The following is a 15,953-nucleotide window of genomic DNA, read 5'->3' as shown; positions in this document are numbered from 1 at the left end:
CTCTTCTCGGGAATCACAGACCGGACCGGATCGAACTCCCTTGAGAGAAGCCTGATTTGCCCACGCGCAGGGCAACCGGCAGGGAAACATCGAACCCGCCGGATGGCCGACCCGTATCCGTACCGCCACACGGATCGTGAGCCGTGCACACACTCGGGTGGTGCACCTACCCCGCCTCGGGGACGCCCGGGTGGTCGGCCGGCGGGAGGGTGGCCGGCAGGACCGTGTAGAGGGTCCGCAGGTCGGCGGTCGTGTCGATGTCGGGTTTCGGGAGTCACCGGAGTGCAGGCCGTCGACGGCGGCGAGCAGGATGCGGGCGATCCAGGCGGGGCCCGGGGTGTCGGCCGCCGCGTCGGGTGGGCTCGTGGGGCTCGCGGTCAGGAATCGTTCGCCGGCAGGGAAGTCGCAGCTCGGGGCGGGTCGTTGGTGACAACCGGCGTGCTTCGGCACATGTCGATGGTGCCGTGTGGTGCTGTCCGGCCGATTGCCGAGGGATCCGGCGGGTCGCGTGTCCCGTCAGGGGCGGCCGAACCGGCGGCGTTTGGTGCGGGGTTGGGGCGCGGTGTCGTTCGTCGCGGGGGCGGCGCACGTCGCCGAGGAGGTTGGAGTGCCGGACGATGGTGGCGGCGCCGCGGTGGGCGGGTTCCGGGGCGATCGGTGCGGCGTCCGGAACCTCGTTCACCGTGGCGTGAGCGGCCCGGGGCAGGCCGTGGTCGACGCCGGCGGTTACCGGGCCTCGGTCACCGGCTCCTTCGGTTGCGGGGTGTCCTCGGCGGCGCCGTCGCGCAGCAGGATCCCGACGAGGAGCGCCGCGCCGGTCAGCAGCACCGCGCAGACCGCGGCGGTGATCCGCATCTCCCGGGTGAAGGCGTCGAACGCGGCCCGCCGCAACGCGTCGCCGGTGCCCTTCGGCAGGTTCGCGGCGGTGTCGACGGCGGCGCCCAGGGTGTCCCGGGCGGTGTCGAGGTCGCCGGGCGACAGGCCGTCAGGTGCCTTGTCGGTCAGCGTCGTTCGGTAGATCGTGGTGCCGATGCTGCCGAGGATCGCGATGCCGAGGGCACCACCGAACTCGGCGGCGGTCTCGGCCATCGCCGAGGCCGATCCGGCCCGTTCGGGCGGCGCGCAGGACAACACGACGTCGGTGACCACCGCGACCGTCGCGCCGATACCGAGGGCGACGACGCTCAACGCGGCGACGAGCCGGCCGCTCCCGGAGTCGGTACCGATCGGCGCGAGCGCGACGAAGCCGAGCGCGGACACCGCCAACCCGATGACGATCACGTTCGGCTTGCCGATGCGGGGGGCGAGCGCTGTGGCCGCCGCGATGCCCGCGGGCATCACCAGGAACGTCGGCAAGGACCACACCGCCGACTCCAACGGCCCCATCCCGTGCACGAGTTGCAGGTACTGCGAGGTGAACAGGCTGAAGCCGACCAGGACGAACGAGCCGAGCCCGTCGGCCGCCAAGGACACGCCGAACCGGCGCGAGCGGAACAACGACAGGTCGATCATCGGGTCCGCGATCACCCGTTGCCGGTACAGGAATCCACCGCCGACCACGAGCCCGGCGGCGATCCAGCCGACCGGCTCCGGGCCGAGACCGTGCTCCGCGCTCCGCTTGATCCCGTACACGACGGCGACCACGGCGACCAGCGACAGGACCGCGCCCGGGACGTCGAAGCGGCCGGGTACGGGGTCGCGGGACTCGGGGAGCAGCAGGGGTCCGAGCACGAGCAGCAGGACCATCACGGGCACGTTGATCAGGAAGACCGAGCCCCACCAGAAGTGTTCGAGCAGTACGCCGCCGATGATCGGGCCGAGCGCGGCGCCGCCCGCGAAACCGGCAGTCCACACGCCCACCGCGGTGGCCCGCTCGCGTTCGTCGTGGAACATGTTCCGGATCAGGGAGAGCGTGGACGGCGCGAGGGTGGCCCCCGCGACGCCGAGCAGCGCGCGGGCCACGATCAGCATGATCGGACCGGTGGCCAGGGCCGCCAGGACCGACGCGACGCCGAAGCCGAGCGCACCCGCGAGCAACAACCGGCGCCGGCCGATCCGGTCGCCGAGCGTGCCCATCGTGATGAGCAGTCCGGCCAGGAGGAACCCGTAGGCGTCCATGATCCAGAGCAGTTCCGAACCGCTCGGATCGAGATCGGTGGTCAGGAACGGGAGCGCGATGAACAGGACGGACATGTCCATCGAGACCAGCACACAGGCGAGCACCAGGACCGCGAGCCCGACCCACTCCTTCGTCCCGGCCCTGTTGCGTGTTTCCGTCATGTCCACCGTTCCCGGAGCCGTTTCCATGGTCGATTATAGCCTGATGCGTACGTCGTACGCGTCGAATGCGTACACGATACCCATGACCCTGGAAGGCTTCCAATCGTTATTCGGGGCGGTATTTGCATGGCAGATTTCCGCACGCAGCATTTCTCGACTAGAATTTCGTCACGAAGTTGCCCGTGTGACGAAAAGGAGATCCGTGCGATGGCGACCTGCGCTCGCTGCGGCAATGCGCTGGAGTCGGCCGTGCGCGGCAGGCCCAGGCGCTACTGCTCCCGGGCCTGCCAGGCGAAGGCGTATCGGGCCCGGACGGCGGGGGAGCCCACGATCGACCCGACGGCTCCCGGCGCCGACGTCGATCCCGCCACGGCCGGCGAGACCGACCCGCCCCACCTGACCGTCGAGCGCATCGTGCGCGCCGGCATCGCGATCGCCGACGCCGAGGGGCTGGACGCGCTCTCGATGCGCGCCGTGGCCTCCCGCCTCGACGCGGGCACCATGTCCCTGTACCGCCACGTGACGTCCAGGCACGAGTTGGTGGCCCTGATGGTGGAGGCCGCGTTGACCGAGGCGCCGCCGGCGCAGCCGCCCCCGCGCGATTGGCGCGAGGGGCTGGAACGGGCCGCGCACCGCGACTGGGAGCTGTACCGCCGGCATCCGTGGATCCTGCCGAACGTGATGATGAGCACCCGGCTGCGCCCCAGCCCCGGGATCGCGGCGGACAACGAGTACACGTTCACGTCCCTCGACGGACTCGACCTCGAACCCGGCGAGGCGTTTCGCTACGTCTTCATGGTCACCGCGTACACGCAGGGCGTGGCAGTGACGCTTGTCGACGAGATCGAGAACGAGCGCCGGTCGGGCCCGGCCTCGGCCCGGCGGCGCACCGTGGCCGACCCCTCCTGGGACGCCCTGTACGCGACCGGCGCGTATCCGCGGCTGACCCGCGCGATGCGCGCCGCGGGCGAACCCTGGGACCTGGACGCCCTGTTCCGATGGGGCCTGGCCGGCGTCCTGGACGGCATTGCGGCGTCGCTGGCCCGGCGCGAGGGGTGACGACGGCCCGGTGGAGTTCGGTGTGTTGCCGGCTCGCGGGGTCGTCGTCCTGACAGGATGGCCCCATGGAACGTGTGCTCGGAATCGGCGGATACTTCATGCGGGCCGCCGACCCGACGACGCTGAGCGCGTGGTACCGCGACTGTCTGGGCCTGGACGCCGACGACAACGGCGTTTGGCGGCAGGAGGCCGGGCCGACCGTGTTCGCGACGTTCGAGACCGAGACCGACTATTTCGGCTCGCGCGCCCAGCGGACCATGCTCAACTTCCGGGTCCGCGACCTCGACGCGATGCTCGCGCAGCTGCGCGCCAGGGGCGCGGACGTGGCCGAGGAGATCCAGGAAATGACCGGGGTCGGTCGATTCGGCTGGGTCACCGACCCCGAGGGCAACCGCGTCGAACTATGGCAGCCCGCCTGATCCCTCCGGGTCTGGCGCTTGCAGGTGTCGATCCGCGCGCGGAGGGCCTCGCCGATCGGGGTCGGGGTCCCCGGGACGAAGGCGGCCCCGGGGGAGCCGGGGGCGCCCAGGAGTTCCCGGGGGCCGTCGCCTCGGAGGTGTCCGTGAGCGTGGGTGCCCGGCGCCCTTGGCGGCACCCATCCACGACCCGACGTCCAGAGGCCTTATTGGGTCCGGCAGCAGGTCGATGACGAACGTACCCTCCGCGCAGGTGAGTTGCGGCGCGACGTGATGCTTCCAGTGGTACGGAGGAAGACGTCGTTCCGGTGCGGGCGATTTCGCCGTTCGCCGGCGGGGCCACGGTCGTGACCGCGCTGCGCGGGAAGGCCGGCCTCCAACCCGGTGAGCGCCTCCTCGTCGGCGGCAACCCCGACGCCGCACCCACCGGGCCTTGGAAGCCGGCGGTGTCCGCGGCAAGCACGTCATCCGGATCGACCGAGGGGAATGTGCCGCGCGCGATGCGGCGGCAGCGTCGGCTGCCATGCCGATAGCATGGCGAACTCCCTTTCCCACAAAGCGCGTTCCGGAGCCAAGCGCCTTCCGGATCGGGCCGAGAAGGCCGGCCGGGTGTACGCGCGATCCGGTGGACGCACCCTTGGAACGTGCGTCAGACTCTCCCGTGGCTCGACCCCGGGGCGACCGTCCCGGGAAGTGATGTTCGAGTGGGGGAGAAACCCATGAACATACCTTGGCCAAGGCTGCGCACAGCGACCATTCCGATCGTCCTCGCGCTCCTGTTCGCGTTACTCGCGGCCGCACCGGGCACGTCCCGGGCGGCCGTGGATCCCCAGGGCGTCGGCGTCGAAGCCGACCCGTTGCCGCCGGTTTCCTGCCCGTGCGCCCTGTGGACATCGAGCGACGAGCCCGTCTCCGGAGCGGACCAGGACACCGTCGCCACCGAAGTGGGGGTCAAGTTCCGGGTGGACCGGCCCGGTTTCCTCGTCGGGATCCGCTTCTGGAAGGTCTACCCCAATACCGGTAGGCACACCGGTACCCTGTGGTCGGAGACCGGTCAACGACTTGCCAGTGTCCAGTTCACCGACGAGTCGGAAACCGGTTGGCAACAGGCGAACTTCACCGCGCTTCCCGCGCTTGCCGCCAACACCACCTACGTGGTGTCGTACCAGGCGTCCAACGGTGGGTACAGCGCCGACCAGGGCGGCCTGACCACCGCCCACTCCCGTGGCCCGCTCACCGCGCCCGCGAGTGCCGACATCGGCGGAAACGGGGTCTACGCCTATGGCACCGGGTTCCCGAACTCCACCTGGAACGACACCAATTACTGGGTCACTCCGGTGTTCAACACCACCAACGACTCCGGCCCCGCGCCGGAGATCTTCGAGCAGTCCCCGAAGCCGGGGGAGGTCTCGGTCCCGGTCGACACCAACCTCTCGGCGGCCTTCGACCGTGAGGTGCGGTACTCCACGATCCGATGGCACCTGTTCAAAGGCGAGGCCGGCGACATCTCCGGCGCCACGTCCTACGACGGCGCCTCCCGTACCGTCAGGTTCAATCCGACTGCGGATCTGGCGGCCGGCTACGTATACCAGGTCCGACTGAGCGCGGATTCCATCGACGGCACCCCGATGCCCACCAAGAGTTGGTACTTCACCACGGCCGGCGGGCCGCAATGACCGGCACCCGGTGACCCGTCGGTGGTCACGTCGCGACCCCGGTCCGGCCGCCTCCGCGGGGGCCGGACCGGGGTCGCGCGCCGCCGGGCCGTGGGTACGGGTGCCACGGCGTCCGTACCGCCGGGGTGATCACCGCCCCGAGGATCGTGAACTTCCCTCAGGAGGAGGTGTCCGAACCGGGGCCGCCCATCCCCCCGAGTCGGCCGCCGACACCCCACCCGAACCGGCAACCACCCGTCCGGCGCCCACCCAATCCCCGCCCCCCGTGTCCCAATGTGCCGGCTACGTCGTCATCAAGACGTACAAATCGGCCCATAATCCGCCACCGACCGACCAGATGGATTCCGCGTAAGTATGTGCCTGTGCTCACAATTACGACTTTGTGATGTACAAAGATCGTTCTAATACCCCATGATTGGCCCCCTTGGGTGGGGGCCCAGGGGGGAATGGACGATTTCGCTCTTCGACGAGCTCACTCCTCGTCGTGTTCGTGCTGCCCGGATGCCGACACGGCTCAGGGGTGCGCACGGGCGGGGCGCTGTCGTTCCGTTCGCCATTGGCGCGGTCGACATGCGATGGCGGGATGAAGAACACCGGATACGTGAATGGCGCGCCCAGTGGGCGGCATCGTGGGCGGGCCGAGCGCCCGGCCGGCTCGGACCATCCGACCGAGCAGCTGACGGCGATAGGCGCCGAACCGCGCCCTGTCGCCGCACCACGCCCCGCTCCGACGGCTCTGCCCACGGCGAACACCGCGAGCACACCGACCGGCACGCCCCGGCGGCATCGGGCGCGCAAGGCCGAGCCCTTCCGGCTCAAGACCAAGCGCCGGCGCCGCCGTTCGCTGCCCAAGGCCGACGTGCACGCGATGCGGATCACCGCGCTGGTCCCCGCGCACAACGAGGAAGCGCAGATCGGCGAGACGATCACGTCCCTGTTCGGCCAGCGGCGCCCACCCGAGACGATCATCGTCATCGCGGACAACTGCACCGACCGCACCGTCGAGATCGCCCGGAGCATGGGTGTCCAGGTCTACGAGACCGTCGACAACGAACACAAGAAGGCCGGCGGCCTCAACCAGGTCATCGACCGCATCCTGCCGAGCCTCGGCCCGGCCGACGCGATCCTGGTCATGGACGCCGACTCCACGCTCGGTCCCGAGTTCCTGAGCCACGGCCTGGAACGACTGGCCTCCGGCGAGTTCGGCGCGGTCGGCGGGACGTTCACCGGCAAGCCGGGCGGCGGGTTCGTCGGCATGCTCCAGCGCAACGAGTACGCCCGATACGTCCGCGACGTGGAACGCCTCCAGGGCAAAGCCCTGGTACTCACCGGCACCGCCACGCTCTTTCGGGCGCTCACCCTCCAGGAGGTGGTCGCCGCCCGGGCGGCCGGCGAACTCCCGGGCGGTGCGCACGTCTACGACACCCGGGTGCTCACCGAGGACAACGAACTCACCCTCGGGATCCTGCACCTGGGCCTGCGCATCGTCTGTCCGCCCAAGTGCACGCTGATGACCGAGGTCATGGGTACGTGGTCGGACCTGTTCAAGCAGCGCCTGCGATGGAAACGCGGCGCTCTGGAGAACCTGACGGACTACGGGTGGACCCACATCACCCGGACCTATTGGGGACGCCAGTTGTTGTCCCTGATCGGTCTGCTGGTCATCGCGATCTACCTGGGTTCGTTGTTCCTGTCCCTGGCCCTGACCGGACACGTGCGCATCCAACCCATATGGATGGTCGTGACGTTGATCTTTTCCCTCGAGCGCGCCGTGAGCGTCCGCAAGCGCGGACCGCTCCAAGTGGTACTCGGCGCGCTCATCGTGGTCGAGATGGCTTTCGACCTCTACCTCCAGGCGGCCCAGGCTCAGGCGTTCTGGGACGCGATCCGAAGAAAAGAAAGGAAATGGTAACCATGTACCACGCAAGCACAGGAGCAGCCGCGGCCGGTGCCGGTGGCGCGCTCGCCGCGACCGGCGCAAACGTCATGTGGGCGTTCGTGGCCGCGTTCACGCTGTTCAGCGCGGGCCTCGCGCTCCGGCGGATCATGCCCGCCCGCACCCGCTGACCGCACGGTCGGCAGGTGTTCTCTCCGCCCTCGGGGGCGTCCGGTAAGCCGTTCCCGGACGCCCCCGAGCGCGGTGCCGACGTGGTCGCCGCCAACCGGCGGTGCGCCACACCCGCAGTGGTCTCGCACCTTCGAAAGGACGACCGAGATGAAGTCGAACGCACGGGTTCGCGCATGGACGACCGTTGCGTTGATGACCGTGGCGGGTCTGTTCGCAGGCCCGGCCGCAGCCGCGCACGCGGACCCGGAACCGGCGGGCCCCTGCGCCGCGGGCTACGCGGCGATCACCTTCGACGACGGCCCCTCGACCCTGACCCCTGCGTACGTCCGCGCCCTGAACGACGCCGGGTGGGTCAAGGCGACGTTCTTCCTCACCGGCGCACACGCCCTCGACCACCCGCAGTACGTCACCCAGATCGCCGCCGGCGGCCACTGGATCGGCAATCACTCCTTCTCGCACCCGTTCCTCGACGAACTCGGTGAACCCGACGCGTTCAACGAACTCCTGGGCACGAACCAGATCCTCCAGTCCGCGACCGGCCACGCCCCGAGCCTGTTCCGTCCGCCGTACGGTCGGACCAACCCTGGCATTCGGCAGGACGCGACCACGCTGGGCATGACCGAGGTGCTGTGGACGGTCGACACGTACGACTACAACGGCATCTCCACCGACGACATCGTCGCCAACGCGCTCACCGTGCGACCGGGCGGCATCATCCTCCTGCACGAGGGCTACACGACCACGCTCGCCGCGATCCCCCGCATCGTCGAAGGACTGGCCGAACGCGGCCTGTGCGCGGGCCGGATCGTCCCCTCCACCACGCCCACCGAGGCGTGGCCCGGCACCACCTTCTTCGCGACCGCCGCGCACTGGTGACCGCGCGCCGCACCGGAGCGCACCCCGCGACACCCGCCCCGCCGCCTCCCCGGCCGGGCGGGTAGGGCGAGAGGACAATGCGTCGTGTCGCATTCGGGTGACCGAGGGATGACGAGCAATGTGCCGAGTGAGTCGTCGGGTTGCTCACGCCGGGCGGACAGGTCCGTTCGGCTCCCGACCTCGATCGAGTGGTGCAATCCCAATCCCGCGCCGGTACGGTCGCATCCCACATGTCGGTTGACCGGCCTCCTCGATGAGTGGGTGTCGGGGCACGACGGGCGGCCGAGTCGCGCGCTACGGTCCGGCGGCGCAGCGGACGGGACGGTTCGGCGTGACCGGAGCGCCGACGCGTTCCTCCAGGACACCCCGATGGCGCTCCCGCGGGCGCGGGACGTCGTCGGGCTCGCGCCGACCACGCTGCACCAGCCGGTCAAGCCGGTGGTCGAGCTGGGCGACTGCCACGACCTCCCGCCGTGGCAGTCGACCCGGCGTCATCTCGACAAGTACTTCGCCGGGGGCTCGGGAAGCGGGCCAGCTCGACGGTCCGCGGCAAGCTGCTGAAGATCGACTGCCACCTCCACTTCCTGGAGCAGCGGTACGTCGGCGAGACCGCGCGCCGGTTCGGGTTCGGGTTCGGGGTCGAGTCGCCGGTCGATCCGTTCAACCGTCCCGTGCACCGTGCGGACTTCGGGCCGGCGCCGCCCCGGGATGGCACGTCTCGGAATTCCTGCCCTTGCTCGGCGCCACCGCGACCCGTCGCGAACTGCGCACCACCCTGCAGGACCTCCTCGTGCCGGCCGGTGAACGTCGCCCCCGGCCTCGCATGGGCCCACACCCTGCCCGAAGTGCCGCGCCACGCCGGGGATCGGATGCCTGACGCCCCGAGGCATGCCGGCCCGCGCGACACACCCCGCGCCTGACTACCGCTTGCTTGGAATGACGTTCCCGGCCGGTCCGCCGAGTACAGGGCGACGGCCGGCCGGGCGCGGTGGCATCGCCGTCCGTTCGTCGAATCGGGCGACGGGTTCGTGACCGCGACCGTCGGGCGACAGGGTTGCCCGGACCATCGACACGGGGGCCTGCATGAGGCGTCACGAACGCGGCCTCCCAGCAGGTGTGTTGCTCGCGGCGACCGGGTGGCCGGACAACGACCGCACGCACCAACACCGACGCCTTCGGCGCACGCCGCCGGGCAGCCCGCTCGGCCTGCCATGCCCCCTCGACCCCGAGCGCCGGCTGCTCCTCCTCGCCGGTACCACCGGGATCGTTCGTTGCCACCCGGGCATCCTGACGGACACCTACGACGAACCGGCGCAGGTGGGACCCGTGCCGAGGCCGGATCGATCAGGTGAAGGCCGCGACGGTACCGCCGATCAAGAGCAGCGACCCCAGGACGAGGAAGCCCGGACCGATGACCTTCATCGTTGCCCGGGCCGAGACCAACCGCTCCTCGGGGGATCGGGAGGCCACGTCGGCGCTGTTCTCGGCGAAGAATCGCGCGGCCCCCTCTCGATCGCGCAGAAACCAGATCCCGACCCCGAGGAGGACGATCCCGACGGCCGAAAGCATCAGGAACCCCGCCGGATCCGCGCCGTCCGAGCCCCAACTCTCAACCAGATAAGCGCTCATCGTTCCATTCTGCTCTCGACGGGTGATCCACCGGACGCCGCCCGACTCGCCGGGAGCGGACGGCGCCCGGTCGGGGTCAGTCGACGAACCCCCGACCCGACGGCGCGCCTCTCGACGACCCCACTCGCGGCACGACGGCGAACGAACGGAGGACCGTCGCACGACGCCATCCTCGACGACCGCGCCACGTGCGGGGCGTCGTTGCCGGAGCGGGACCGTTCGTTCGTTCGGGCGGTGTCGGCGCGTGGTGGTAGGCAGGGTGCGTTCGGCCAAGATCCGCGGGAGGCGACCGTGACGTCCGAGGAACTCGCGTTCGATCTCGAGCGGGTGCGTGTGCACGGCATCGAGGTGTACGAGGGGACCGCGCTCGACGTACGCATGGTCGTCGCGGGCCTGTCGAGGGACGTCAAGGACGGGTTTTTCTTCGGGGAGGTGCCCTGGGGCAGGTTCTCCCACGCGTACGGCTCGGGCGAGAACGTCCCCCACCACCTGGAGCGGATGCGTTCCGCCGACCCGACCGTGGCGCGCCGGGCGGGCGCGTCGTTGGGCAACTCGATCTGTCATCAGGGCACGACGGAGTCGGTGGCGTCGTTGACGGTGCCGTTCCTGCTGCGGATCGCCGCGGACCCTGCCATGCACGAGCGCGTGAACGCCCTCGTCCTGGTCGCCGCGGTGGCGTGTCGCAACCACTGGGGCGACGGATCGCGCGCCGCCCTGTTGCGGGTCGCCGACGCCGACGACGACCTGCACCTCGACGGGAGCGGCTATGCGCAGAACTGGTCGGTGCGGGCGGCGCGGGACGCGATCGCCGCGGACGCGCACATCCCACTCGCCCTCCTGGACGACCCGGATCCGCGGGTGCGGGAGGAGGCGGCGTGCGTCCTGGCGGCGGCCTCCGCCCGCGCGTGGGAGATCTCCGCCGCGCTGCACGAGCGGCTGCGCATCGAGGAGCATCCCCGGCTGCGGGCGGGCCTGGTCCTGGCGATCGCGCAACTGGCGCGGGAACACCGCCACGAGGACGCGGCCGGCTTCACCCGCGCGTGCTGGTCCGACCCCGAACGCCCCGCCGAGGTCAGGGTCGCCGCCGCGCTGGGGTGGCTGTGCCTGGTGGACGACCCGCCACCCGAGGACCTGCGCGCCGTTTTGGACGACACGGTCACGGACGAACTCGGCCGTCTGATGGCCGAGGTGCCCTGGCTGCGGCAGGTCGATCCCTACTTCGGCGCCGGACTGGCGCACACCCTGAACCAGATGTTCGACCTCGTCGAACCCCCCACGTTCCCCGATTTGTGGGGAGGCCCCAAGGGGTTCGCCGACGACCCGCCCTTCTGAGACCCCCGGGTCCCGTTTTCCGCCGGCTTGTCGACGTCGTCGCCGCGAACGATGGGCTTCACCTACTCCTCCTCCCGAAGCCGGCCGTTCCCTTCGGCTTGTTGCAGTCGCTGCAGGTGGGAACGAGGTTCATCGGGTTGACTGCCAACGCCGGGAACTCCGTCTCTCGCGCACCGGGATCGGCTGCGGTCTCCGCAGCACGGCCAAGACGCGCGTTGGCCGCCGGGCATGGCCGCCGCAATGCCGGGTCTGCGGGTTCTCCAGCCGGTGGGTACCTCGAACGCGCCGGGCGGGTGCGGGATTCGGGTGCGCGAATCGTCGGAATCTTGCGATCACGCGATGTGGGCGAGGATGCTCGGTCCGTAGCAAGCGCGTGTCCGGGACGGGGGAGGCAGCGCGATGGGTGAACACGAGGGCGATAAGGACTTCGGTCAGCAGAAGCCGAGTCCCGACGGTTCGAAGCCGGCGCCCGTGCCGGGGCGCCACAAGAAGGATGACCCGAAGGACGGCAAGTGAGCGTGTACGACCCGCTCGAGCGTGCCGCCCGGCTCGCGGACACCGTGGCCGCATCGGTTCCCGGCCTGGACCCGCGGTGGCGGGAGGTGATCGCCACGGTGCGCAGGGACCTGTTCCTGCCGGACCGCGTGTGGACCGACACCGGCCCCGTCGACCGTTCGACCGACGAGAGGGCGTGGTGGGACGCGGCGTACGACGACATCGCGCTGATCACCGCGATGGACGGCGCGCCGGGCCGTGAGGACTGGCCCACCTCGTCCGCCTCGCAGCCCTCGGTCGTCGCGGCGATGCTCGACCTGCTCGACCCCACCGCCGGCCCGTTCCTGGAGATCGGCACCGGCACCGGCTGGAACGCCTGCCTTCTGCGTGCCGCCACAGGTCACGAGGTCATCAGTGTCGAGATTGACCCGGACCTGGCCCGAGCAGCCCGCGCCGAGTGCGAACGCGCGGGCATACGTCCGCACATCGTCACCGGCGACGGCATTCTCGGCCACCCCGTCCGAGCACCGTACGCCGCCGTGGTCGCCACCTGCTCCGTCCATGTCGTCCCGCCCGCGTGGGTCGAGCAGACCCGTCCCGGTGGGACGCTCCTGGTCCCGTGGACCTCGCCGTGGGTGTCGTACGGCATCGCCCGCCTGACCCGCGACGACGACGGGGGAGCGACGGGCCCGTTCGCCGCACTGGGCTCGTTCATGCCGCTGCGCGCCGCGGCAGCCGGGTATGACGACGACCCTCCGCCCGTGGACCACGACGCCCCCACCCGCGAACGCGTTTCGGATCTGGTGCCGTGGGCGGCGCAACCGGAGGAGCCCGAGGCCGCGTTCGTCGTCGGTGTCACCTTGCCGGGATACCGATTCCTGACCGCCCGTGCCCGCGACCCGCAGCCGGGTGAATGGTGCTGCACCCTGCGGGTGATCGACGCCACCGGCGCGAACTGGGCCGACATCGACCACACCCGGGACCGCGACGAGGGCCCGTTCCCGGTCACCGTGCACGGCGAACGCGACGTGTGGGCCGACATCGAACACACCTACGATCGATGGACCGTCCAGGGCCGCCCCGGGCCGGAACGCTTCGGCCTGTGCGTCGAGCCCGATGGCGGCCAACACGTGTGGTTGGACGACCCGTCCGGCCCGACCTGGCCCCTGCCGAACGCGGTTCGCCACTCGATGACGCCCTGAACTCGTCCGGAATCGCGCGGCGCGGCGACAGCGCCACCGGGTTCGGCCTCGCGCTCCTCTTCCTTTCGATCGTCTCCCGGACGGGCCCCGGGACACGCCGTTCCGGCGGTGGCTGGTCGAGCGACTTGCCGCGACCGGCTCAGCCCTTCCCGTGGAAGCCGTTATCTGCCACGCCCCCGCCAACCGCCACCACGGCCTGAGCCGTGTGATCGCAGAGGTGTTCGCCATCCTCGGCGACACCACCGTCGAACAGGTGCGCTCCGCGGACAAGGTCGACCTCGAGGACCGGGCGCGTGAGCAGCAACTGCGAGACCGACCCCGATCTCGCCGTTCTCGACGCGGACCTCGACCGCAGCCGACACCGCCCCTGAACCCGGGCATCCCGGGCCGGCCGCGCGTCGTTCGCCAAGCCGGCCCTGATTTCATCGGCTCAATGGGGACCACGTCTTCGGTGACCTCCGGTACCAGGGTGGGGCCGTTGGTGGCGCCGGTGTACTCGACCGGGGCTCGTGTTTTTCGGTCGGATCGGGAGCCGCTGATCGGGTGACCTTCACGTCCGGGGTGAAGTGTCCGGGTGACGGGTCGCAGATGTCGTCGGCTTGTGGTTGCCGGTCTGCGGGCTGCCTCCCCGACAAGTCGCGGCCGGGGCCCGCCTCTTCGGGCATGTGTCGATCGTCGGTCCCGCGTTCGGCCCAGTCCGGTGGATACGGTGGGCTCATGGAACGTCGACGTTGGGACATCGATCAACGCTTCACCGGTATCGCCGCCAGCCGGGCCCTGGCTCCGGATGTGGAGCGGCTCGCCGCAGTACTGACCCGGGAAGGCTGGGTGACCGAGGATCCCGACGCCCACCTGCTGCCTCATCTGAAGCGGGCGTGCGAGGAGTCCGGTTCGCGTTGGCGTCTGCGCGGTGCCCGGCTGTTGGAGGACGGCGTCTACGAGGTCGATGTCGAGGCCACCGCCGAGCCGGGGGCTCCGGATCTTCCCATCCGTGATGCGATCACACTGCCGGCTCCGGTCGCCGAGGCGTCCTTCGCGGTCCGCCGGGTCGACCGGAACACCGTCGAGTGCGTCACCGGCATGCTCGATGGGGACGGTGACTACGCTGCCCACGGACACCTGATCCGCCTGCGCGTTCACGCCTGAACCAGACCCCTGCCCTCGCCCAGGGCCAGGTCGGAGTGATCCCGGGTCCTGGAATCGGGGAGCCGCGTGGCCCGGGGCCGCCATGTGGGCGCGGGCGCCTGTTCGGCATCTCGACTGCTGGCGTGGTTGCCTACGTTCGTGCCGGCTGGGGGTGTTGAAGGGCCTGCTGTGGGAGGCGTCAGGTGTTCGTGCTTCTTGGGGCCGGCCGGGGTGTTGGATGTACGCGTACGAAACCGGTTTGGTAGGCGATGGCGACGAGCCGGCCGCGGTGGCGGGCGTCGAGCTTGGTCATGATGCGCTGGATGAAGGTGCGCACGGTCAGCGGGCTGACGTCCAGGTATTCGGCGATCTCGTCGTTGGTGAGACCTCGGGCGGCCTGGGCCAGGACTTCACGTTCCCGGGGGGTGAGGGCCTCCAGCGCCGGGGGCGTTGCCGCCGGGGGGTTGGGGCCGGCGAGGTAGCGGGTGACCACGGCGTGGGTCGCCGGCGGGGACAGGACCATGTCTCCGGCCGCCACGGTGCGGATGGCGTTGAGGAACACGGCGGGGTCGACGCCTTTGCCCAGGAAGCCGCTCACGCCCGCACGCAGGGCCCTGGTCACATATTCGTCGGTCTCGAAGGTGGTGAGGACGAGGACGCGCGTGTGCGTGAGGGTCTCGTCACGGGTGATCTCCTCGGCGGCGGCCAGGCCGTCCATTCCCGGCATTCTGATGTCCATGACCACGACCTCCGGGGTGGTGGCGCGGGCCATTCGCACGGCCTGGGCGCCGTCCGCCGCGACGCCGACGACCTCCATGTCGTCGCCGGCGTCGATGAGGATCCGAAAGGTTCCGGCGAGGAGTGCCTGGTCGTCGGCGAGCAGTACCCGGATCGTCATTGTCGGTCCTCGTGGTGGGCGAGCGTGTCGTCGGGGGGCGTGACGCGGCGGCGGGGAGCTCCACGATGACCTCGAATCCGACGTCGGAGCGGGGGCGGGCCCGCAGCCGCCCGCCGACGGCCCGGGCGCGTTCCCGCATGCCGATGAGTCCGTAGCCGGCCGCGTTGGTCGTCGTCCGCCGCCGTCCGCCGTCCGTGATCGTGATGGTCAGCAGGCGGTCGGTGTGGGTGAGGTGGACCGAGGCCGTCGTCGTGTGCGCGTGTTTGGTGACGTTGGTCAGGGCTTCCTGCACGATTCGGTAGGCCGTGAGGTCGACCCGTGGTGACAGCGCCTCCCGGGGGCCGTCGCCGGTGAGTCGTACGGTCAGGCCGGCGTTCTCGAAGGAGGCGAGGAGCGCGGGGAGCCGGGCCAGGCCGGGCGCGGGATCCAGCGGAGCCGTTTCGTCCCCGGTCTGGCGCAGCAGTCCCACGGTTGCCCGAAGTTCCTGCAGCGCGGAGGTGAGGGTGGCGGTGAGGTTGCGCCGCGCGAGCTGCGCCTGATCCGGCTTGGTGGACAGCAGATAGTCGGCGGTGGCGGCCTGGGCGTGGGCGAGGGTGATGTGGTGGGCGACCACGTCGTGCAGTTCGCGGGCGATACGTATCCGCTCGGCGCTCACCCGAAGACGTGCCTCGTCCTCCCGTGTGCGCTCGGCGAGTTCCGCGCGTGCCTCCACGGCGGCGATGTAGTCGTGTCGGCTGCGCGCGGAGTCGGCTACGGCACTGGACAGAAGGACGAAACCGACGAGTCCGACCTGTTCGGACCGCATGTGCGCGCCGTTCGGTGCCCACAGGACGGAGACGGCGAACAGTACGAGGCCACAGGCGGCGGTGTAGCGGCCGGTGGTCTGTCGGTCGGTGC

The 15,953-nt window shown here is 70.6% G+C and carries 13 protein-coding genes and 1 pseudogene; 10 read left to right on the top strand and 4 right to left on the bottom strand.

Annotated features, from left to right (window positions below):
* Positions 1 to 726 precede the first annotated feature (726 nt).
* Positions 727 to 2,307: an MFS transporter gene (locus tag EMA17_RS27195; protein ID WP_371863044.1), complete on the bottom strand. Its 1,581-nt coding sequence runs from the start codon at positions 2,305 to 2,307 to the stop codon at positions 727 to 729.
* A 180-nt stretch (positions 2,308 to 2,487) separates the two neighbouring features.
* On the opposite strand from EMA17_RS27195, the gene EMA17_RS27190 reads away from it, so the two are divergent.
* The 7 genes from EMA17_RS27190 (at position 2,488) to EMA17_RS27165 (ending at position 8,936) form a co-directional block, all read left to right on the top strand.
* On the top strand, positions 2,488 to 3,339 hold the full coding sequence (locus tag EMA17_RS27190) for a TetR/AcrR family transcriptional regulator (RefSeq protein WP_126639758.1): 852 nt from the start codon (positions 2,488 to 2,490) through the stop codon (positions 3,337 to 3,339).
* 65 nt (positions 3,340 to 3,404) lie between these two features.
* The gene (locus tag EMA17_RS27185) at positions 3,405 to 3,758 is read left to right on the top strand and encodes a VOC family protein (protein ID WP_126639757.1); all 354 of its coding nucleotides are present in this window, start codon (positions 3,405 to 3,407) and stop codon (positions 3,756 to 3,758) included.
* 716 nt (positions 3,759 to 4,474) lie between these two features.
* Entirely contained in the window at positions 4,475 to 5,431 is a 957-nt protein-coding gene (locus EMA17_RS27180; RefSeq protein WP_126639756.1) for a DUF4082 domain-containing protein, read from the top strand.
* Positions 5,432 to 6,014: 583 nt separating this feature from the next.
* Positions 6,015 to 7,343: a glycosyltransferase gene (locus tag EMA17_RS27175; RefSeq protein WP_126639755.1), complete on the top strand. Its 1,329-nt coding sequence runs from the start codon at positions 6,015 to 6,017 to the stop codon at positions 7,341 to 7,343.
* A 2-nt stretch (positions 7,344 to 7,345) separates the two neighbouring features.
* The gene (locus EMA17_RS51975) at positions 7,346 to 7,498 is read left to right on the top strand and encodes a hypothetical protein (RefSeq protein ID WP_160161577.1); all 153 of its coding nucleotides are present in this window, start codon (positions 7,346 to 7,348) and stop codon (positions 7,496 to 7,498) included.
* A 193-nt stretch (positions 7,499 to 7,691) separates the two neighbouring features.
* The gene (locus EMA17_RS27170; RefSeq protein WP_246126921.1) at positions 7,692 to 8,375 is read left to right on the top strand and encodes a polysaccharide deacetylase family protein; all 684 of its coding nucleotides are present in this window, start codon (positions 7,692 to 7,694) and stop codon (positions 8,373 to 8,375) included.
* Between the two features lie 369 nt (positions 8,376 to 8,744).
* Positions 8,745 to 8,936: a hypothetical protein gene (locus EMA17_RS27165; protein ID WP_126639753.1), complete on the top strand. Its 192-nt coding sequence runs from the start codon at positions 8,745 to 8,747 to the stop codon at positions 8,934 to 8,936.
* 783 nt (positions 8,937 to 9,719) lie between these two features.
* Here EMA17_RS27165 and EMA17_RS27160 read toward each other — a convergent pair.
* Positions 9,720 to 10,004, bottom strand: coding sequence for a hypothetical protein (locus tag EMA17_RS27160; protein ID WP_126639752.1), 285 nt, complete (start codon positions 10,002 to 10,004; stop codon positions 9,720 to 9,722).
* Positions 10,005 to 10,295: 291 nt separating this feature from the next.
* Between EMA17_RS27160 and EMA17_RS55445 the strand changes: the two genes are divergently transcribed.
* The 3 genes from EMA17_RS55445 (at position 10,296) to EMA17_RS27145 (ending at position 14,179) form a co-directional block, all read left to right on the top strand.
* Complete coding sequence (locus EMA17_RS55445; RefSeq protein WP_174861436.1) at positions 10,296 to 11,336, top strand: HEAT repeat domain-containing protein; 1,041 nt, start codon at positions 10,296 to 10,298, stop codon at positions 11,334 to 11,336.
* 512 nt (positions 11,337 to 11,848) lie between these two features.
* On the top strand, positions 11,849 to 13,033 hold the full coding sequence (locus EMA17_RS27150; RefSeq protein WP_126639751.1) for a methyltransferase domain-containing protein: 1,185 nt from the start codon (positions 11,849 to 11,851) through the stop codon (positions 13,031 to 13,033).
* A 717-nt stretch (positions 13,034 to 13,750) separates the two neighbouring features.
* On the top strand, positions 13,751 to 14,179 hold the full coding sequence (locus EMA17_RS27145; RefSeq protein ID WP_126639750.1) for a hypothetical protein: 429 nt from the start codon (positions 13,751 to 13,753) through the stop codon (positions 14,177 to 14,179).
* Between the two features lie 178 nt (positions 14,180 to 14,357).
* Here EMA17_RS27145 and EMA17_RS27140 read toward each other — a convergent pair whose 3' ends face one another.
* Complete coding sequence (locus tag EMA17_RS27140; RefSeq protein ID WP_126639749.1) at positions 14,358 to 15,056, bottom strand: response regulator transcription factor; 699 nt, start codon at positions 15,054 to 15,056, stop codon at positions 14,358 to 14,360.
* A gap of 58 nt (positions 15,057 to 15,114) precedes the next feature.
* A pseudogene (locus tag EMA17_RS56070) lies at positions 15,115 to 15,861 on the bottom strand (sensor histidine kinase); the annotation flags it as partial.
* Positions 15,862 to 15,953: the final 92 nt, after the last annotated feature.

The sequence above is a fragment of the Embleya hyalina genome (assembly GCF_003967355.1).
Lineage (GTDB): Bacteria > Actinomycetota > Actinomycetes > Streptomycetales > Streptomycetaceae > Embleya > Embleya hyalina.
Note: the sequence above shows the minus strand (reverse complement) of the source record. Positions and strands in the feature narration are given on the sequence as shown.